The sequence below is a fragment of the Acetobacter persici genome (assembly GCF_018256955.1).
GTDB lineage: Bacteria > Pseudomonadota > Alphaproteobacteria > Acetobacterales > Acetobacteraceae > Acetobacter > Acetobacter persici.
The window spans coordinates 18,935-37,978 of the sequence record NZ_JAERKU010000021.1; the positions used below are offsets into that span (position 1 = coordinate 18,935).

Below are 19,044 nucleotides of genomic sequence, written 5' to 3' on the forward strand. Positions count from 1 at the left end.
TAATTTGCTTTAATGAGCGAGCGTAAAAGTGTTGTTAAATAAATGGCACTTAAAATTGTGATATTGCGCGTGTATGGCGGTGTTCCACCGCAACCGCCATCTCTCATACGTAAGTACGTCGCTGGAACCGAGGCAGGTATGGAAGTGTCGACCCTGATCTATTTTGTAAGCCTCGTTCGCAATCATTCCGTGCATGATGCGGCTGCGGAGTTGAGCGTCAGCTCAACAACCATAAATCATGCCGTTTATGCGCTTGAGCAGAGCGCTGGGGTTCCCTTGTTGCTGCGGAATGCCCATGGCCGAGAGGCTGTGGCCACAACCACGGCATATGGCGAAAGTTTTCACCGCACGTCAGTGCTTTTTCTTCAGTCCTGCCTCAGCCTTATCTCTTCCGCGGATAGAGAGGAAGGCGCAGAGTTATGCCAACAGGACCTGCAGACAATAAGGCAGTCGGGCATAACGTTTAGAATGATCTCTTACTTCCTGCGTGTGTGTGATGTGGGCAGTATTTCCGCTGCGGCAAAAGGGCTTGCGGTTACACAGCCAGCACTCTCACGCCAGATTGGCAAGTTTGAGTCTGTTCTGGGCTTTCAGCTTTTTGAGAGAACGCATACAGGCATACAACTGACTGCTGCTGCGCGGCCACTCAAGGACATATGCCAGACTACGGCGCTTCTTTTTGATCGTCTGAGACGGAACCTTAGTCTTGGATATTCCCGAGCGGTAAAAGACATTAAGTTTGCAGCAATGATTCCATCGAGCAGTAAAAGTGCTTTGGCCTCCCTGCTGGCCGGGCTTATCCCGCTTTGGCACAACCGTGCTTATCAACCGTCCCTGAGCATCACAACAATTGTGGTGCCAGCCATTGTTGAGGGCCTGCTTGATAAAACCTACGATGTTGGCTTGGTAGATGTTGTTGATGTGCCTACAACATTGGATTTTCTTGATTTTGAAACATCGCCGATTTTTCTGGTTTTTGGAAAAACGGACCAGAAAATCTCCTTAAATGATAATCCGGCGCGCATTATAGCTGCGAGTACCATGGGGCTGCCAAGCTTTGGTACCGGAATGCGCTCTCTTACAGATGCATATCTGGAGAGTGCAGCCGTGCGACCACGCGCCGTGCTGGAAACACAGTCTATGTCTCTTATGCTCCGGCTTGTGGAAGACAACATTTGCTGTGCCATTTTGCCAGCCGGGTCGTTTGAATACCACAATGTTTTTTCCAAACAGTTGCCTAGGCGATTTTCGCGCACAACCCGCCTGCTATGGCGGCGCGATTATCGCAATATGGATGTCATTAGCCGTCTGACATCGGCATTGCAGGAAGTTCGCTCGGGTTCGCGATGTTGTTAAGAGCGCATGCCTTCCATTGAACTCTAGAACCCATCTATACCCACGAAAGAAAAACACTATGGTCAAGACACGTATTTTTTTAACGGTATCAACCCTTCTGAGCGGGATCGGGTCTCCGTTGTTTGTTTATGCTCAAAGCAATACGGCTCCAGCGGTTATTAAAAATGACCCGGAAAAACACGCAGAAAAAAATGATGGAAAAAAGAAAAATACTGCAGACAATGTAGAATCTATTGCCGTTTTTGGGCATGGGTCCACCCGCCAGACAATGTCCATCGGTCGTGCCAGCATGCAGCAGAGTGTTCCTGGAACATCTGCGCTCAAGGTGCTGAACGAACTGCCGGGCGTTTTATACCAGTCTGCTGACCCATTTGGTGTATATGAATATTCCAGTCAGATATTCATGCGTGGCTTCAGCCAGTCCCAGCTTGGGTTTACACTGGATGATGTGCCTCTGGGCGATCAGCAGTTCAATAACTACAATGGACTTGGCGTTACACGCGCTATTATTTCCGACAATATTGGCAGTGTGAATGTCTCTCAGGGAGCAGGGGGGATTGATGTTGCATCAACAAGCAACCTTGGGGGCGCGGTGGAAATCCACTCTCTGGACCCGTCACATAAGCGTGGTGGCGCTGTATCCCAGACATTTGGCAGCAACTCGACGTTTCGGACCTTTGCGCGTCTGGATAGTGGTGACCTCAACTCATCTGGTACGCGCTTTTCCGTTTCTTATGCCCGTCTGAATGGCAATCTCTGGAAAGGGCACGGTTACGATCACTCCGATCAGGTCAACGCCAAATTCGTTCAGCCGTTGGCACGGGACTCTTCGCTCAAGGTCTTTTTTGACTGGAGTTCAACCCAGCAGTTCGATTATCAGGATATGACCAAAAACTGGCTATCAACTGCGGGGTCCAGTTTATCCAATTATTACCCTGATTACACTGCCGCCTATCAGGCTGCGCAGGGCACCTACCCTGCGCAGATCAGCAAGACAAATGACCCCAAAGATGCCGCCTATTATGCAGGGACAGCCAATAGAGTGGACTACCTAGGCGGAATTACGCTGGATGAAAACCTGACGTCAAACCTGAACTGGAAAACCACCCTTTATGGGCATGCAGATACAGGCTATAGTACATGGACAACACCCTATAAAGCCTCGCCCAATGGAGCGCCCCTGTCGCAGCGGGTGCAGCAGCCACAGGTTGCGCGTGGCGGGTTTGAAAGTGCTGTAACATGGAAAGTCGCACGGCATATGCTCAATGCTGGCGTCTGGTATGAATACGGAAACTTTGAAACCGGCCGTTATTTTTCGCAAGCGCCCCTTCTAGGGCAGGGCACGCTTGGTAACCCCACAAACGGTTTTCCGGGGGACAAGATATTCGCAACCGCATGGCATGAAGCGTTTTCGTCCAATACATTTGTGTTTCACATGCAAGATACCTATCGTGTGACAGATACACTCAAAATCAATGCTGGTTTTAAATCCATGATTGTGAACGCCGGTAATAGCGTTCTGGCGCAGGATCAGACAATTAATGGCAAACCTATTGCGCAAGGGCATCTTGAAGCCTCTAATGCCTTTTTGCCCCAGATTTCGGCCAACTGGCGTTTTCTGCCACATCATGAGCTGTTTTTTGATGTGTCACATAATATGCGTTCTTTTCCAGAGGATGGGTTTGCCACCAATATTTCGGCAAGCCCGTGGACATCCTCTCAGGCCTCGTTTCAGGAAACCAAGAAAAATCTGCGGCCGGAGACAGACTGGGTTTATGAGGGCGGATACCGTTTTAGTTCGCAGTATATTAGTGCGTTGGCCTCCCTTTACCGGATCAATTTTTCCAATCGTTTACAGTTGATTACAAACTCGGCGGGTATCAATCCGATTACGGCAGTGCAGAATGTTGGAGGTGTTACAACTAACGGGGCAGAGGCCAGCATTACGCTGCGGCCCGTGCATGGGTTATCAATCTATAATTCGTTTTCGTACGCCCATTCGACTTATGACCAGAACGTTGTTACCTCCAATGGCTTGCAGGCGACCCGTGGCAAGCTGGTCCCCAATTATCCGCAGTTCATGTATAAAGCCAATATTGCCTATCAGTTGGGCGACCTTAACCTGCATGTGGACGGGTCCTATATTTCGCGGCGAGAACTGACGTACACAAATGACCTGCATGTGCCGGGATATTTTTTGATGAATTTTGGCGCACGGTATAATTTCGGTGATGCAGGGCCTTTTAAAGGTATCAATGCTAGCTTCAATATCTATAATCTGGCGAACAAGACGTATATTGCGACTACCAACGAGCTTGGGAATAATTTTGTCAACACAGGCTATAATTACTTCCTTATGGGTGCTCCCAGGCAGTTTTTTGGCACAATTAGCACGGCGTTCTAATGGCAGATTATTCTGACAGTCCAAGTGTTCTTCTGGTGCCTGGTCAAACGGCTATTTCTGATATCGAGCGTATTGCGCTGGCCAAGCACAGGGTTCTGCTATCGCCTCAGGCACAGGTGCATATCGCGTCAGGTCATACCTGCTTGTTGCGGCATATTGCTGCGGGTACAACGATTTATGGTGTGAGTACCGGGCTTGGCGCTAATGTGGACATAGTGCGCCAACCAAACACAGCGCATGCACAGCAGAATGATGTACTCTGGGCTCGTGCAAGTGGCACAGGACCTGCTGCGACCGATACACAGGTCCGTGCTATGGTGGCTGTAAGGCTGGCGCGGCTGGCACTGGGGAGGTCGGGTATTTCTCCTGCCGTGGCAATGGCGCTGGTTGATATGCTCAATAATCATATTACGCCGGTTGTTCCGCTTGTTGGTGCTTTGAGTGAAGGAGATCTGGCACCAATGGCCCATATTGCTAGTCTTCTTACAGGCAAGGGCCATGCTAGCGTAGCAGGTAGGGGCCGGGTCTCGGGGGTTGAGGCGTTTGCGCAGGTGGGGCTGTCGTTGCCTGTTTTGGGGCCCAAAGACGGGCTGGCCCTTATCTCCTCTAATTCTGCGTCCATTGGGCTGGCCTGCCTTAACCTTGGCAGTATCCACAGGCTCATGCGTGCGCATATTGCTGCGTTTACTTTGTCATGCGAGGGGTTTTGCGCAAACCTCTCTCCTTTTCAGCCGCAGAGTGTGCATTTGCGCCCAGCTGCAGGGCAGGCGAAAGCCAGTCGTGCCCTCCTTGGTTTGCTGGATGGGGGAATATTGCATCAGGAGAAATCTGCACGCCGGTTGCAGGACCCGATCAGCTTCCGCAGTGCAGCATCCATCGCAGGCGCTGCGCTGGAAAGTCTGCAACAGGCGCAGCGTGCCGTTGACCTTGAACTATCTTCCAGCGATGACAACCCTGCCGTTGTGGCAGAAACAGACAACATTATCCCGAATGGAAATTTTGACCCGACGCATGTGGCGGTTGTGGTGGATGGCCTGCATCTGGCCCTTGCCAGAGTTGCTGCGGCAACCGGGGAACGGGTTATTAAGATGATGTCTCCCTCAGTGTCTGGTCTGCCACGCTTTCTGGCTGAAGCAGAGGGAGATGGTACAGGCTTTGCTCCCGTGCAAAAAACGGTTGCGGCACTGGTGGCAGAGATTGTGCATGATGCGACGCCCCTGTCGCCTATGGTTTTACCCGTGGCTGAGCGGGTGGAGGATTATGCCTCTCTGCTCTTTCCTGCCCTATGTCGTGGGCAGCGTCTGATTGCGCGTATGTATGAACTGACAGCCATAGAAATTATGGTGGCAGCGCGGGCGATTGCCCTGCGACCCCCTGTACGTCTTGGGTGCGGCTCTCAGGCGTTAATGGACAGGCTGGCTCCCTTATGCCCCCGCTTGCCTCTGGAGCAGCCGGTGGCGGATAACATAGTCCTTCTTACACAGGCCATAGAACACCCGGATTTTTTGGGAGACTTCAGCATTCTGGCTGATGATACCTAGAGAATTCTGCTTCCTGTTTGCGCAGCGTAGCAAAAAATTTTTCAGGAAAATACAAACATGACCGATGTCCAGATCAACTATCTTAATGGTGCAGATGTTGTCCGTCTCGCCCTCACGGACCATGAGATCATGGAGGCTGTGTCTGGTGCTCTTGCCGCGCAGTCCCATGGGCAGACGGTGGTTGAACCACGTGTGCATCTTGTGCCCGAGAGTTCGGACAAAGGTCACTTTAATGTCCTGCGTGGTGTTATTCAGCCACTTGGTCTGGCTGGTGTGAAAATTGTTGGTGATTTTGTAAACAATTACAAACAGAAACTGCCGTCCGAGATGGCGGTGCTCAATCTGTTTGACCCTGTGACCGGCATGCCCAAGGCTATCATTGATGCAACACGGATTACAGATATGCGCACAGGAGCGATGACCGCACTGGGCGCGCGCTTTCTTGCTCCTAGAAATAGCCGCATACTTGGTCATATTGGTACACGTGGAACCGCATATTGGAATATAAAACTCCTTGATTATATCTTTGATTTTGAGGAAATCCGTGTACATTCCCGTAGGGCAGAAAGTCGGCTGGCCTTTGCGCAGCGTCTGGAGCAGGATCTGGGTAAAAAGGTGACCATTACAACAACATGGGAGGCTTGTCTGGATGGAGCGGATATTCTGGTCGAGGCCAGTCGGCTGCCAGAGCCAGCACCACTCCTGAAAACCGAATGGGTTCGTAAAGGTGCATTGATTGTTCCATACGGCACCATGAGCGCGCTGGAACTCAGCCTAACAGATGTGGTCGATAAAGTGGTGGTGGATGATTGGGGGCAGTGTGGTCCGGGCCGTCCATATGGTGCTTTGCGTCAGCACGTGGATCAGGGGAAGATCACGCGTGAAACTCTTTACGCAGAGTTGTGTGATATTGTTGGGGGGAAATTACCGGGGCGGGAAAATGATGACGAGACAATTCTGTTCTGGCACCGCGGGTTGAGTATTACTGATATTGCACTGGGTGCCGCTCTACTGAGCAAGGCAGACAGACTTGGTATTGGCCAGAAGCTCCAGTTTTGAAAACAATTTGAGGGATCTTCCAGATGAGGTAAATGATCTCCCTACGGCATCGATGTGCCATGATGGAGTTACCGTGACACTAGGCTCAGGATTCATAACCAGAAGATGACGGTTGTTGCGAGGCTGATGGCCGAGAGGAAGGCGGAGGGGTATCTGTCATAGTGGGCGTGTGCCGGTTTAGTTCCGGACCATAGGTTATCTGTTAAGCGGCGTTGCGCTCATAATCCAGAGGGCTTCTCAATTGAAGTGCGGAGTGCAGCCTCTGCGGATTATAGAAATCATTGATGTAGGATGTGATAGCCTGTTCGACGTCCTGACGCGTCATCCAGGCCTGCCGCCACAGGATTTCCGCTTTTAAGGTCTTGAAGAAACTCTCCGTCACCGGATTATCCCAGTAGTTTCCCTTTCTGCTCATGGATACGAGAAAGCCATGGGCAGAAAGTAGCTTCCGGTAAGCCTCTGAACAATACTGACTGCCACGATCCGCATGATGGATGCAGCTTGGTGGTGGCTGACGCAAGGCAATGGCGCGCTGTAACGCAGTCGGGCAAGATCTACGGTCATACGGACCTCAAGGTTCCAGCCGATGTCCATTTCTGGTTAAGCGCTGGTGCTGAAAAATCCTGCCCCAGAAGGTTGGGTTCAATACTGTGCTTGTGCGAATTGTTCGTAGTCACCTTGAAGCGTCGTGTCCTGACAACACGAATGCCATACTCGCGCATCAGACGTCCAATGCGACGATGCCCGACAGACAGACCCGCAGCCCTGAGTTCTTCTGTCATACGGGGACGTCCTTAGCTTCGCCTGCTCTGGGCGTGAACGGTGCGGATATGGACCATCAGGATGTCATCCTGTTTTTTGCGGGCACAGACCGGGCGTCGTCGCCAGGCTCTTAAACCCCGGTCGCTGACACCAAACAGGCGGCAGACCCGTTCGCGTAAAAGTGGCGCATGATAGCGAGCGATAAAGGCAAACCTCACGACCTTTGGCTCGCGAAAAACTGTGTCGCCTTTTTTAACAGCTTCCTCTCCTCCCGCAGCACAAGGTTCTCACGGCGTAATCACTTATTTTCACGCAAGAGCGCCGTATGATCCGTTGCGTCAGCAACCACAATATCGTGCTTCTGCGTATCACGGATCCATGTCTTCAATGTCGAAGACCCAATACCCAGATCTTGGGTAATACGTTCGCGCGACAGACTGCTGCTCAGAGCCAGACGCACTGCCTCGCGTCGGAATTCTGTTTTGTAAACATGTCCCATTCCAATTCTCCTTCATACCATCTTCGGACCTCAAGGTCCGGAACTAAACCGGGACACGTCCATTTCAGCTCAGGCCACCTTGATTTCCGGTCCGACGGTTAGAAGTTCGGAGTTTTTTTGACCTTCTCATCTTCACAACCTTTCGATTATGGACATAAATATTCTCCGGAATTTTCAAACCTAGATTGCCGCGTAATGTCTTAGTCTCATACTCGTTACGGAAGATGCCGCGTTCAACGAGTTGCGGCACTACCCGGTTCCGGAAGTAAAACCAATCTGAAGGATGATGGACGAAAAGGTTAAATCCGTCCGCTGCGCCGTTCACGTACCAGTTGGCAATCTCATCCGCAATTGTCTCAGGTGAACCGGTGATCTGCAGCCAGCTTAGGCACTGTGCTTGCAAAATCTCCCTTAGCGTTTTTCCGGTGTCACGAGCTTCGGCAAGTTCAATGTGGAAACGCTCAATTCCAGCATCGCTTTTTCGTTCGATTAGCGGAAAGGTGGCATCAAGATCATAATTGCTGAAATCGTGACCGTCGAACTGGCGTGAGAGAGAAGCTAGCTGTCTCTGGATATCGGAAGCCGAAAAGCGCGCGTTAGCGATGCGCTGGGCCTCCTCATCTGTATCACCAATTGTAACGCTAACAGCAGGAAAAAAGAGGATCTCATTTTGATGCCGATCATACCTCGTAGCGCGGGCACGAACGTCTCGTGCGAGCTCCAGCGCTTCCTCCTGCGTACGGGCGAAACTGAACACGAGGTCGCTATATTGGGCGCTGAGCTCGCGTCCTTGTGCTGATGTGCCAGCTTGGACGAGGGGCGGTTGACCCTGCTGTGAGCGTTGTATGTTGAGAGGACCAGTCACTGAGAAGAATTTACCTTGATGATCGAGGCGATGCAGTTTAGCTGGATCAAGGAAATGTGGCGCAGTTCGATCACGGGCAAATGCATCGTTCTCATAGGACTGCCAGAGCCCCTGAACGACCTGTACTGCTTCAGTAGCACGCTGGTAGCGCTGATCGTGATTGCCATGATTGATGCGGCTGAAATTGCTCGCAGTACCCGGATCTTGGCTGGTGACGATATTCCAACCCGCACGACCGCTACTGATCAGATCAAGCGACGCGAGGCGGCGGGCAGTTTCGAACGGTTCGCTATAGTTAGTGCTGATCGTCGCAATTAGTCCTATTCGGTTTGTGACCATAGCGACTGCGGAAAGCAACGTCAGCGGCTCAAGCCGGTTGAGGTGATGATGTGGGAAATTTTGAGTAATATACTGACTATCAACGATAAACACGAAATCGAATTTCGCCTCCTCAGCCTCACGTGCCTGACTTGTGTACCAGTTGATATCAACGCTGGCATCAAGCGGTACCGCGGGATCACGCCAGAGTTCAGATACCGAGGCATCGCCGACACCAATCAGAATGGCACCCAGCTTTAGTTTTTGACGGGTCATAGGCTTTCTCCAGATGCTCAGAGTCCGTTAAGATCATATCGTGGTTGGGGAGGGCGGCTCTATATGTGGCGATACCGGTTATTTGCGCGCGTCGCCTGAAACAATATTGAGAATTTCTGATAACTTATCGTCAATGCCCGATAGGATGCTGCGCGTGCGTGTGGTCCTGGTGAGCAAGGTTCGTCTCTTTATTCTAGAGATATACGATTTTGTAGGTCTTCTGCTTTTTATTAAAATGAATATTCCATCCAACTGTAAATTGAGAAGGTTGTTTATAACAATAATCATTTTCAGACGATTTAATATAAATCTTCGTGTAAATTCTATACTCGTCAGTCCACGATATGGATTTTCAAATTGCGCGAATTGCCGGATCGACTAACAGAGCGGTGCTTTGGAGAATTCTGAAAACCATCTTTTCACTTGTGTGTGAAAGTCGTAACCCATGAATATTGTGAATACTGGAAGATCAAAAATAGAGACTTTTAGAACCCTTCATGTCCATGCGATTCATGACTGCGTTGGAGCATCGTTGCGCTATGCGTGGGCAGCACTGGGCGGAGACCCGTCAATGATGTGAAGACCTTGGACATCACTATGGACCTGAAAACTTCAAATCCGGTTGACGGGCAGATGGTGAAATCTACGGGAGAACCAGGCGAGTCCGTGAGCCGCATCTACTCTTGTAGAAATTGATCTGACGGCACAAAATAGAACATCGTGTGTACCCGTGCTATGTATGACTTCGATCTCGCAATCGAGCGTGACAAGTGCATCATTGAGAAGGGGCGCGCCCGTCACATCTGTTGTCCAGTCGCCTTGGGCGAATTTCTCAGTGGACTCAATGGAACTACTGGCAAAGACCAGGGCTAGATTGTGATGTTCGGGGGATAGGATACTGATTCCGACAATGCCATTCTTCAGAAAAGCCTGATGTGACCGATTGCTTCTGTTAAGGCAGACAAGAATAGTTGGCGGAGTGTCGCTCACGCTAGTGATGGCTGAGACTGTCAGGCCCTCATGGCCACCAGCGCCAGCCGTCGTTACCAGAACGACAGGCGCACCGAGCAAACTCATGGCATCCCGAAAACCCTCCTGACTGACGGAAGGACTTGTGCGGATGCGCTGTGAATCCAGCTGCGCGGTATCATGCGGCATGGGAAACGCCTTTATCTTCTAGGCCCAGAGCCTTTAGGATCACTGGTGTCTCAGTCCGGCGCATCCAGTCGGGGCAGATGTCGATAAAACGTACGATCCGGCCTAAAGTGAGGATCAGGACGGTGGGTTTGGGGAGTTCCCAATGAGCCGTTCCGTTCAGTGCTTCGCTGCTGCCACCTTTTGAGAGCGCCGTCTGGCGAGCCGCATCGTCGAACACATAGGTAATTCCCAGCGCGCGAGATAAGCTCAGGCCCAGATCATTCAGCACTGGGAATGGAAGGTCGTTACGCGTCCTGATTGTGTCGAGTTCGGGAAAAGGTTGAGATGAGATCGCGATGAGAGGAATGTTCGCCGCTTTGAGGACGGGTGCCAGCGTTTCTGCGTAGTAGGGCAGAGCGATGTTACACGCAGGACAGCCTGCAAATCTGAAAAAGACGAGAACCGCTGGACCGTCAGAGACCAGATCGTCTAGCGAGGTTATGTTTCCTCGCGCATCTGTAAAGGTGTGCGGCGTCAGAACGTCACCAACCGTCACATGGGGCGTCCCGGCCTGTTCTTTTACAAGAGTCTCGCGTTGCGCGATATTCGCGGCAAGTGCTTCGGGAGACCATGTTTTACGTCGCTCAGCTTCAAGAATATCGTATCGGCTTTGAAGGGAAGGTGGAAGGTGGCTCATGTTTTCTTTATCCGGTAGGTGGACTTGTCGATGCACCATGCGGGAGAAGTAGATACGGTTTCCAAAGAGTTTTTCTTAAGTGTGAAATTACGTTTCCTCATGGCTGTGGGTTACTGGTCCGCCGAGGCCTGACCTAGTAACTCAGCGAGATCTTGGGCAGCATCTGTCAGCCCGTTTCTCTGGACGAGGATTGTCTCGATTTCTGGGATATCTGGAAGGATTCCTTTAGGCAGGACTGAAAGCCCTTCTGAAGTGGCGAAGCGACGCGTTCGGCAAGTTGCTCCGAGACCGCTGCGGATACCCGCTCGCATGGCAGGAAGATGAGGCGTCTCTAGTACAATACGATACTCCCTGCGCGCCTTGGCGAGTGCTCGGAGCGCGACCTCCCTGAAACGGCATGGCGGCTCCAGCAAAACGAGCGGGAGTTCCGACTCGTCCAGAACGCTGGGATCGCCGATCCAGACCATTCTGTCATGCCCCACGATACGCTGCGACGTGTTTAGTCGGTCACCATGTTGCCCTAGGCATAGGACGATGTCTAACCGGGAGCGATCAAACATTTCCAGCAGTTCGGCTGAACCTCCGATCCTCACAGTCAATCTGCAACGGGGATGTTCGAGGCGGAAATGAGCCAGTACGTCAGGTAGGATGGTGTCCGCGAAGTCCTGAACCAGTCCGATCGTGATCGGGGCAGGTTCGGAGACATGCCCGAGTTTGTGCATAATCCGGTCATTGAGCGCGAGAAGCTGGCGCGCATAGGCAACGAGTTCCTCGCCTGCGGGGGATAGGGCCAGCTTTCGTCCGTCCCGTCGGAACAGCTTTTGCTGAAGAATGTCTTCTAGTCGTTTCATTTGCAAGCTGAGTGCGGACTGGGTGAGAAAGATCGTTTCTGTCGCCTGCGCCATTGAGCCAGCTTCCACGATCGCGACGAAAGATCGCAGGAGTTCAGTGGGAACGTTACGTGCCATCCTCTGCGGGAGAGTCGGGTGTGACATTATATCTCTCCATTTTGCAGGTATGACATACATTTACCCATTAAAACTGTTACATTGATGAATCTCGATTGAAATATAACCAAATAAACGTAATATTTTGTCAATACCACAATTCATGATCGTTGTTTTTGGGGTGCTGTATGTCTGTCGAATTCGTTGGATTGGTGAGCAAGTGTAATCACTCTGAGATACTTTCGTCCGAAGATCCGGGTATTGATCTTACCCTATGTGGGGTCTACTGCGAAAATTCATGAGAATTACGGCTACTCCGGCCAACACTTCGCTAGGGATCTTTCATTTGTTCCAACCTTTTTGGGACTAGATCGTCGTCCCTGACTCGACCCCGTTCAATTAAGGATAGTGTAAAATCGATGACTGCCATTGAACCACTGAGGAACTTCGTCTCCGAATTTACGCGCCTTTTCGAAACCTCATATCAAACTCTTCAGATACAGAAAGTGGGGGGGCAACTTTTAAGGACGCTCGTGTCAAGTGATGGTTGGCTACCGGAGTCCTATACGCGTCCTCATCCGGAACATTACAGTCAGTATCTCCTTCATTGTGATCCACTGGAGCGCTTCTCTGTTGTGAGTTTTGTATGGGGGGTAGGGCAAAAGACACCCTTGCACGATCACAGAGTTTGGGGGCTGATTGGAATGCTGCGTGGGCGAGAGAGCGAAACGCAGTACACACGCCGAGACGACGGAACCTTCGAGCAAGGAGAGACGGAGTTTCTCAACCCGGGAGAAGTTGCGTTTCTGGCTCCGGGCGTAAACGACTATCATGTTGTTGCGAACGCGGTTCCAGACCAGACATCTATTTCCATCCATGTCTATGGCGCGAATATCGGTGGGGTCTCGCGGGCTGTCTATGATCTGGGCAGTGGTGCGGAAAAGACGTTTATTTCCGGATATTCCAGCGAGGACGTCCCCAATCTCTGGGATCGTTCACGGAGTAAATCTGCATGAACAATATTACAAATCTTTTGTCTGTTACGTCTCCGGCGGTGGTGCGGCAAAGGTTGAGGGATAGTGCAGAAATCGCACTGCTTGATGTGCGGGAGGAAGGACCGTTTGCCGGGGCTCATCCGCTCTTTGCCGTCAACGTGCCTCTCGGGCGTATTGAAGAGCGTATCGGTGCTCTGATCCCACGGAAGGACGCACCGGTTGTCGTTTATGATGACGGCGAAGGGCGTACCGCAAAGGCCGTTTGTCTGCTCCAGTCCCTGGGATATTTAGATGTTACGGCGCTGGAAGGCGGCCTAGAGGGGTGGAAACTCTCTGGAGGCGAGGTTTTCATTGATGTAAATGTTCCATCCAAGGCCTTCGGTGAGTTAGTGGAACATGTCCGCCACACGCCCTCTCTTCCCGCGCGTGAGGTTTACGAACGGATTGAAAGTGGTGGTGACCTTGTCATTCTCGATGCGCGGCGGTTTGTAGAATACAATGTCATGTCCATTCCAGGCGCTCGTTCGGTGCCGGGGGGTGAGTTGGCATTGCGTGTTCGTGACATTGCTCCATCTCCCCAAACAACTGTCATTGTGAACTGCGCCGGACGGACCCGGTCTATCATTGGAGCCCAATCGCTCGTCAATGCTGGAATTCCCAATCCAGTCTTTGCGCTTCGCAATGGGACCATCGGCTGGACATTGGAAGGGCTTTTACTTGAACACGGTGCGGCGCGCAAAGGTGGGGGCGTTTCGGAGCCGAATCTAGGAGTGGCCCGTGCTCATGCTAGTTATCTGGCGGAAAGGACAGGTGTCAGGAGCATTTCTACAAGTGTTCTCGAGCATTTGCAGGCAGATCCGGTGAGGACAGTTTACCGGCTGGATGTTCGCTCACCTGAGGAATATGCACAGGGGCACCCAGTGGGATTTCGTTCAGCGCCAGGCGGGCAACTCGTGCAGGCAACGGACGAGTGGGTCGCCGTTCGACATGGGACCATCGTTCTTACGGACGATGACGGGGTCCGCGCCCAGATGACGGCGCACTGGCTCAGACAATTGGGATGGAACGAGGTTTACGTTCTTGAGGGCTGGGAAGGATTGTCGGTCGAAACGGGGCCGGAATCTCCAATGCTTCTCCGGCCATTGCCAGATGTCGCGACGATTTCTCCGGCGCAGTTACATGAGCGAGTTAAGGACGATGGTGTTCTCGTTCTGGATCTTGCCTCCAGTTCAGAGTTCCGGAGGGGGCATGTTCCGGGCGCACGTTTCGTGATCCGTCCCGACCTAGTATCGCATTCGGATTTTTTTACGGCGGATGACGTTGTGCTTGTTTCTCCAGATGGCATCGCTGCGCATCTGGCGGCACGGGACCTGGCCGGAGAGAAAAAAAGGCGAGTTCATGTCCTCAAAGGTGGCACACAAGCATGGCACGCCGCCGGATATGCGCTTGAATCGGGTCTGGACGCGGGTAAGGCTCTTTCTGCGCCTAATGATGTTTATAAGCGCCCTTACGAGGGGACGGATAATGCCGCTGAGGCCATGCAATCTTATCTTGACTGGGAATTCGGGCTCGTCGCCCAGCTAGAAAGAGACGGGACCCATAGCTTCAGAGTTCTGGAAGAAGAAATTTCGGCGAACGGTTGAAGTTACTACTTAAGGAGTTGTGGTCTCTTTGCCGTCTTTGAGGCCAGATGCTTACCAGATGGCTTTATAAGCCAATGTTTAATCTGGGATAGCGCTTCACCGTTACGGTCTGGAGAGTTTTATATCAGGAGTTGGCGGTTATCCACGACCAGTCAATGTAGACGAGAATACTATTCTTGTATTCGCATTTTGTTTTAGTTAGCAAGGAAATCTTGAATTATGCGGTACATGTCGCTGCTCTTAATAGCTAGTAGCCTGACACTGCCAACAACGACAGTGTATGCGGCAGTATCCACGAAGCACAAAACATCTTTTCCGCGTAAGGGTAATTCGGAAAAGTCAACGTCGCGTACGTCTGCCAAGAGTTTTCCTACATTAGCCAGAACTACGGCCTCACGTAAGGTGTCAAGTATAAACGCCATTGATGCAGCGGGAGAGGCCGTTATCGTTACGGGTACGCGGGACGCTAACCGTACTGCGCGTAACAGTAGCAGCCCGATTGACATCATTAGTGGCGCGGCACTTGCACGAACAGGTATGATGGACGTGACAGATGCCCTTACGCGCCTGGACCCTTCTATCAATAGTAATATTACCGCCGGATCAGGCGTAGTATCAGGAATACAGATGCGCGGCCTGACGAGTAACGAGGTGCTCGTACTTATTGACGGCAAGCGTCGGCATACTACGGGAGTGGTGTCGACTTATTCTGGTGCTGAACATGGGACGACGCCGGTGGATTTGAATGCCATTCCTATCTCGGCAATTGATCATATAGAAGTTCTGCGTGACGGAGCGGCCGCGATGTATGGATCAGATGCTATAGCAGGTGTTATTAATGTTATTTTGAAGAAAAAAACACATGGTTTTAACACATTTTTTCAAAGTGGTGCCAGCCCGTTCAGTTCGCTGTATGGTAGCCATGGTTGGAACTATCAGTTGAATGCGGATGGCGGTATTGCCCTTTCAGGAAATGGATATCTACATCTCAGTGGTCAGATTTATCACGCAGACCATTACGTTACGGGTACGAATTATAGACCTGAGGATTATAATCTTGGCACTCCAGAAGAAACGCGTGAATCGCTGGCGTTCACATTCGGACGAGACATTACGCAGGAAATAAAGTTTTTTGGAAATATAACCTACATGCATCGTCATATAGAGGATTACATGACAAATCGGCTGCCGAACATCCTGCCTGAGGTTTATCCGTGGGGATTTAATCCGTCGAAAGTCAACGAGGAAAACGACTACGCAACGACATTGGGATTGAGCGGCGATCATCTGTTTGGTGGATTTCATTGGAGTCTGAGCACCACTTACGGCGCTGATGAAAGCCATCTTTCTACGATCAATACTGCTAATATCAGTTATTATAATGCTTACGGTTGGACGCCTACGAAAGGTTTTACGCAAGGATATCGAAATGGTCAGTGGGCCAATAACCTTGATCTGACGAGAGGTTTCAAAGTTTTATCCCGCCCTCTTAAGCTAGCCTTCGGAGCAGAACACAGACTCGAAACTTATCAGATTACGTCGGGAAATCCTCCGAGTTATCTGGATGGAGGATTTCAAGGAGCACCGGGTCTGACCCCACAATCAGCGGGTTCGTGGGGCCGAAACGTATGGGCAGGCTATGTGGATATTGATTACTCACCAATTCGTAAACTTGATCTCGATTTTGCTGGTCGCTTCGAGCATTATACAGACTTCGGTAATGCGGAAAGCGGTAAAGTTTCTGCCCGCTATGAAGTCAATTCCAAACTGGCATTCAGGGCGACGATCAGCAACGGCTTCCGTGCACCATCTTTGGCTGAACAGCATTTCAGCAGCCTTAGCGTTACCCCTACTGGCGCTGCGGGCAGTCTTGCTCCCGATTCCGTTGCAGCTAGATTGCTTGGTGCTACCTCGTTGAAGCCGGAACGAACCACTAATGTGAGTGGCGGCCTCGTCTTTGAGCCTCTTAAAAGTCTACACATCGCGGCCGATGTGTATCAGATCAATATACGCGATCGGATATTAGGTGGTGGTAATTATAACGGGGCGCTTGCGGAGGAAGCAATTGAGGCTACCGGCATTGCCCTTCCGCCAAGCCTTACGTCGACGAATGTAACAGCAAACTACTTTTCCAACGCAGCCAGTACGCGGACGCAAGGTGTAGATATCAATGCCGATTACATAACGCATTTTGGTGGCTTTGGTTCTGTGAAATGGTCGGTTGGAATAGACTTAAACAGAACTCGCCTTCATCATTTGTCTAACGACACGATGGAGAATCCTCTCTTAAATGCGCAAGCGATCAGCTGGCTAACGACATCTATGCCACGCAGTAAGATTATTTTGAGTGCGTTTTGGACGATCGGAAATTGGGATGTCAACATCCGACAGACGCGCTACGGTCAAACGACAGATAATATGACCTACCAGATCGCGGCACCAGCGGCACTCCGGTATTCGATTACACAGTTTGAGCAATTTGAGAATTCGCCGCGATGGATGACGGATCTTGAGGTGACACGGCATTTTCTCGCTCAGCGGCTGCGTGCTACGATCGGAGTAAACAATTTGTTTAATATTCGTCCGCGAAAACTGCCTCTAATTTTGAGATATAATGGAAACTCGATTTACGATACCGCCGTATCTGGAATACCGATGACAGGTTCATACTGGTATGGGCGCGTTGGGTATTCGTTTTGAAGAAAGAGAAAAGGTTGTTCAATGCTGGAATTTAAGGGCCGCGTTGGCCGGCGTGTGCTATTTGCGGGCGCCGCCGCGATGATATCTCCAATAATGGGCGTTCGTTCGGCCCGAGCTGCGGCGACCCTGCGGATTAGCTATCAGAAGTCGTCAATTCTTTTACAGGTCGCGCGCCAGCGGAATATGATCGATTTGCACCTTCGTGATATAGGTTTCGAGCCAGAATGGAGCGTATTGAGTACGGCGCCTGCTCAGATCGGAACCGTCGATTACGTCAGCGACGTAGCCGAGGCAGTACCCGTAACTGTGCTTCCTCTCTTTCCAAGCCTTGCCCTTTATGCGGCAGAGGGGCCAAGCCCGAAAGCTCTCGGGATTATTGTGCACAAGGAGAGCGGGATAACGTCGGCGGCAGACCTTCGTGGTCGCAGGATTGCAGTGGGCAAGACAGGTAGCGCGTTCGACTTCCTGCTTCTGACGCTTGACGCGGTGGGGTTGCACCTCAGCGATGTTCATCCGATCTATATCCCTGAATCTGCTTGTATCCAAGCCTTCAACAATGGAGCGATTGATGGTTGGGCTACGTTCGACCCATATTTTAGCTTTGCAACGGCTTTACCGAACGCGGTTCTTCTCGCAGACGGCACTTCCGCAGGGATGCGCTACAACCGCTACTACATGGCTGATATAGCATTTGCTCGCGCTTATCCGCAGACAGTTTCAGCCATGAGAGAAATACTGGGGGATGCCGCTGCGTGGGTTCGCGGCAATCCTGGTGCTACTGCAGACTTACTTTCGCGGCAGTGGGACGATATGCCTTTAGACATAGTTCGTAAGGTTCTATCTCATCGTAATTTCGAGGTACGCCCTCCGGACGCCACGGACCTCGAAACATTACAGGATATTAACGACCGCTACGCTAAGCAGGGCCTAGTTCCCATGGGGCGCAATCTCAAGATGACGCCCCTTCTTAGTTGAGGAACAATGTAATTTAGCGGTTTCCGGCCGAGAGCTCCACCCGGTCCGACTGCTGTGTTGATTTCCCAGCCTAGTGAGGGCGCGATACTGGTCGCAATCAGTTCGAGGCTTCTAAGCGTTTCTTCATGAGCTGGTATTCCGGGATTGGCCTGGCAAATGATCTCAGTCGCGTGCGGAAGAACTTTCTCTTTTGATAGTGCTTCGGAGATATCATCAGGATGTCCGATAAAGGCGTGAAGCCGTGTCAGAGCTGCTTCGAAATCCAGACCGTGTGGAAATTTACCCTTCTGAATCATGGAGTTTACGATCTGTTCGACACCTTTCTGCAGGATTTGCTTTGCCGTATCACGATCTTTTGCCGCAAAAATAAAGCGTGAAACTCCAATCTTTGGTTTCCTGCCGTTGTTTGATGGCATATTTCTCCAAGCATCAAGATAGGTCTTCGCCCAAGGAAGCTGCACTTTATCTGTGGGTTCGTCATAGCCATAGGTGGCACGATTTAAGAGAAGATTAGTGCCAAGCGTAGCGGCGTAGCGGGCTCCCTCATCGCTGAATATTGCTTGCCAGATACGTGCGCGTAAATCTGGAGCAAGAGGATGAATGATTGCGTCATTCGATGCTAAAGGGAGGCCCTCTATAGCATGTAGAAGGTCTCTCAGTTTTTTCGTTGTTGCTTCGCGCCGATTTTCATAACTGACGCCGAAGGCCCGAAATGATCTTTCATCATAACCACTGCCAATACCGAGCTCTAGCCGGTTTTTGCTTATCAGATCAAGTGTAGTAGCGTCTTCTACTAGGTTCAGGACCCATTGATATGGGCGTCATGATGTGATTCAGGCTCCTTGAGGAGACTGAAGATGAGTGACCTGT

General features: G+C 51.2%; 13 protein-coding genes and 1 pseudogene. 8 read left to right on the forward strand and 6 right to left on the reverse strand.

The window, feature by feature from the left end; genetic code table 11:
• Nucleotides 1–42: 42 nt before the first annotated feature.
• Genes JK199_RS15130 through JK199_RS15145 form a run of 4 tightly spaced genes read left to right on the forward strand, consistent with a single transcriptional unit; the run spans nucleotide 43 to nucleotide 6,360 of the window.
• Nucleotides 43–1,356, forward strand: a complete 1,314-nt coding sequence (locus tag JK199_RS15130) for a LysR family transcriptional regulator (RefSeq protein WP_212377464.1) — start codon at nucleotides 43–45, stop codon at nucleotides 1,354–1,356.
• Nucleotides 1,357–1,414: 58 nt separating this feature from the next.
• Entirely contained in the window at nucleotides 1,415–3,760 is a 2,346-nt protein-coding gene (locus JK199_RS15135; RefSeq protein WP_212377467.1) for a TonB-dependent receptor, read from the forward strand.
• Entirely contained in the window at nucleotides 3,760–5,301 is a 1,542-nt protein-coding gene (locus tag JK199_RS15140) for an aromatic amino acid ammonia-lyase (protein ID WP_212377470.1), read from the forward strand. Before JK199_RS15135 ends, JK199_RS15140 begins: the two co-directional genes overlap by 1 nt.
• Nucleotides 5,302–5,358: 57 nt before the next feature.
• On the forward strand, nucleotides 5,359–6,360 hold the full coding sequence (locus tag JK199_RS15145; RefSeq protein ID WP_212377473.1) for an ornithine cyclodeaminase family protein: 1,002 nt from the start codon (nucleotides 5,359–5,361) through the stop codon (nucleotides 6,358–6,360).
• 202 nt (nucleotides 6,361–6,562) lie between these two features.
• Here the strand turns inward: JK199_RS15145 and JK199_RS15150 are convergent.
• The 5 genes and pseudogenes from JK199_RS15150 to JK199_RS15170 form a co-directional block, all read right to left on the reverse strand.
• Nucleotides 6,563–7,621 (reverse strand): annotated as a pseudogene (locus tag JK199_RS15150) (IS3 family transposase).
• A 64-nt stretch (nucleotides 7,622–7,685) separates the two neighbouring features.
• Nucleotides 7,686–9,080 (reverse strand): NtaA/DmoA family FMN-dependent monooxygenase, encoded by a 1,395-nt coding sequence (locus JK199_RS15155; RefSeq protein ID WP_212377476.1) that lies wholly within the window; start codon nucleotides 9,078–9,080, stop codon nucleotides 7,686–7,688.
• A gap of 612 nt (nucleotides 9,081–9,692) precedes the next feature.
• Nucleotides 9,693–10,238 carry a flavin reductase gene (locus JK199_RS15160; protein ID WP_212377480.1) on the reverse strand — a complete coding sequence of 182 codons (546 nt, stop codon included), beginning with the start codon at nucleotides 10,236–10,238 and terminating at the stop codon, nucleotides 9,693–9,695.
• A complete protein-coding gene (locus JK199_RS15165) occupies nucleotides 10,228–10,914 on the reverse strand; it encodes a peroxiredoxin-like family protein (RefSeq protein WP_212377483.1) in 687 nt (228 codons plus the stop codon). The genes JK199_RS15160 and JK199_RS15165 overlap by 11 nt, the downstream gene beginning before the upstream one ends.
• 110 nt (nucleotides 10,915–11,024) lie before the next feature.
• The gene (locus JK199_RS15170; protein ID WP_342356345.1) at nucleotides 11,025–11,942 is read right to left on the reverse strand and encodes a LysR substrate-binding domain-containing protein; all 918 of its coding nucleotides are present in this window, start codon (nucleotides 11,940–11,942) and stop codon (nucleotides 11,025–11,027) included.
• A 338-nt stretch (nucleotides 11,943–12,280) separates the two neighbouring features.
• Between JK199_RS15170 and JK199_RS15175 the strand changes: the two genes are divergently transcribed.
• The 4 genes from JK199_RS15175 to JK199_RS15190 all read left to right on the forward strand — a co-directional run bounded on the left by JK199_RS15175 (nucleotide 12,281) and on the right by JK199_RS15190 (nucleotide 18,174).
• On the forward strand, nucleotides 12,281–12,877 hold the full coding sequence (locus JK199_RS15175) for a cysteine dioxygenase family protein (RefSeq protein WP_212377489.1): 597 nt from the start codon (nucleotides 12,281–12,283) through the stop codon (nucleotides 12,875–12,877).
• Nucleotides 12,874–14,499 carry a rhodanese-like domain-containing protein gene (locus JK199_RS15180; protein ID WP_212377492.1) on the forward strand — a complete coding sequence of 542 codons (1,626 nt, stop codon included), beginning with the start codon at nucleotides 12,874–12,876 and terminating at the stop codon, nucleotides 14,497–14,499. Before JK199_RS15175 ends, JK199_RS15180 begins: the two co-directional genes overlap by 4 nt.
• Before the next feature lie 228 nt (nucleotides 14,500–14,727).
• Nucleotides 14,728–17,199 carry a TonB-dependent receptor plug domain-containing protein gene (locus JK199_RS15185; RefSeq protein ID WP_280528607.1) on the forward strand — a complete coding sequence of 824 codons (2,472 nt, stop codon included), beginning with the start codon at nucleotides 14,728–14,730 and terminating at the stop codon, nucleotides 17,197–17,199.
• Between the two features lie 21 nt (nucleotides 17,200–17,220).
• Nucleotides 17,221–18,174, forward strand: a complete 954-nt coding sequence (locus tag JK199_RS15190; protein WP_212377498.1) for an ABC transporter substrate-binding protein — start codon at nucleotides 17,221–17,223, stop codon at nucleotides 18,172–18,174.
• On the opposite strand, the gene JK199_RS16100 is transcribed toward JK199_RS15190, so the two are convergent.
• Nucleotides 18,111–18,977 carry an LLM class flavin-dependent oxidoreductase gene (locus tag JK199_RS16100; RefSeq protein WP_212377509.1) on the reverse strand — a complete coding sequence of 289 codons (867 nt, stop codon included), beginning with the start codon at nucleotides 18,975–18,977 and terminating at the stop codon, nucleotides 18,111–18,113. The genes JK199_RS15190 and JK199_RS16100 overlap by 64 nt on opposite strands.
• Nucleotides 18,978–19,044: the final 67 nt, after the last annotated feature.

Bases quoted from the DNA above. Each gene is read 5' to 3' on its own strand.
- JK199_RS15130 (WP_212377464.1), top strand. From the start codon at position 43: ATGGCACTTAAAATTGTGATATTGCGCGTGTATGGCGGTGTTCCACCG.
- JK199_RS15135 (WP_212377467.1), top strand. From the start codon at position 1,415: ATGGTCAAGACACGTATTTTTTTAACGGTATCAACCCTTCTGAGCGGG.
- JK199_RS15140 (WP_212377470.1), top strand. From the start codon at position 3,760: ATGGCAGATTATTCTGACAGTCCAAGTGTTCTTCTGGTGCCTGGTCAA.
- JK199_RS15145 (WP_212377473.1), top strand. From the start codon at position 5,359: ATGACCGATGTCCAGATCAACTATCTTAATGGTGCAGATGTTGTCCGT.
- JK199_RS15155 (WP_212377476.1), bottom strand. From the start codon at position 9,080: ATGACCCGTCAAAAACTAAAGCTGGGTGCCATTCTGATTGGTGTCGGC.
- JK199_RS15160 (WP_212377480.1), bottom strand. From the start codon at position 10,238: ATGCCGCATGATACCGCGCAGCTGGATTCACAGCGCATCCGCACAAGT.
- JK199_RS15165 (WP_212377483.1), bottom strand. From the start codon at position 10,914: ATGAGCCACCTTCCACCTTCCCTTCAAAGCCGATACGATATTCTTGAA.
- JK199_RS15170 (WP_342356345.1), bottom strand. From the start codon at position 11,942: ATGTATGTCATACCTGCAAAATGGAGAGATATAATGTCACACCCGACT.
- JK199_RS15175 (WP_212377489.1), top strand. From the start codon at position 12,281: ATGACTGCCATTGAACCACTGAGGAACTTCGTCTCCGAATTTACGCGC.
- JK199_RS15180 (WP_212377492.1), top strand. From the start codon at position 12,874: ATGAACAATATTACAAATCTTTTGTCTGTTACGTCTCCGGCGGTGGTG.
- JK199_RS15185 (WP_280528607.1), top strand. From the start codon at position 14,728: ATGTCGCTGCTCTTAATAGCTAGTAGCCTGACACTGCCAACAACGACA.
- JK199_RS15190 (WP_212377498.1), top strand. From the start codon at position 17,221: ATGCTGGAATTTAAGGGCCGCGTTGGCCGGCGTGTGCTATTTGCGGGC.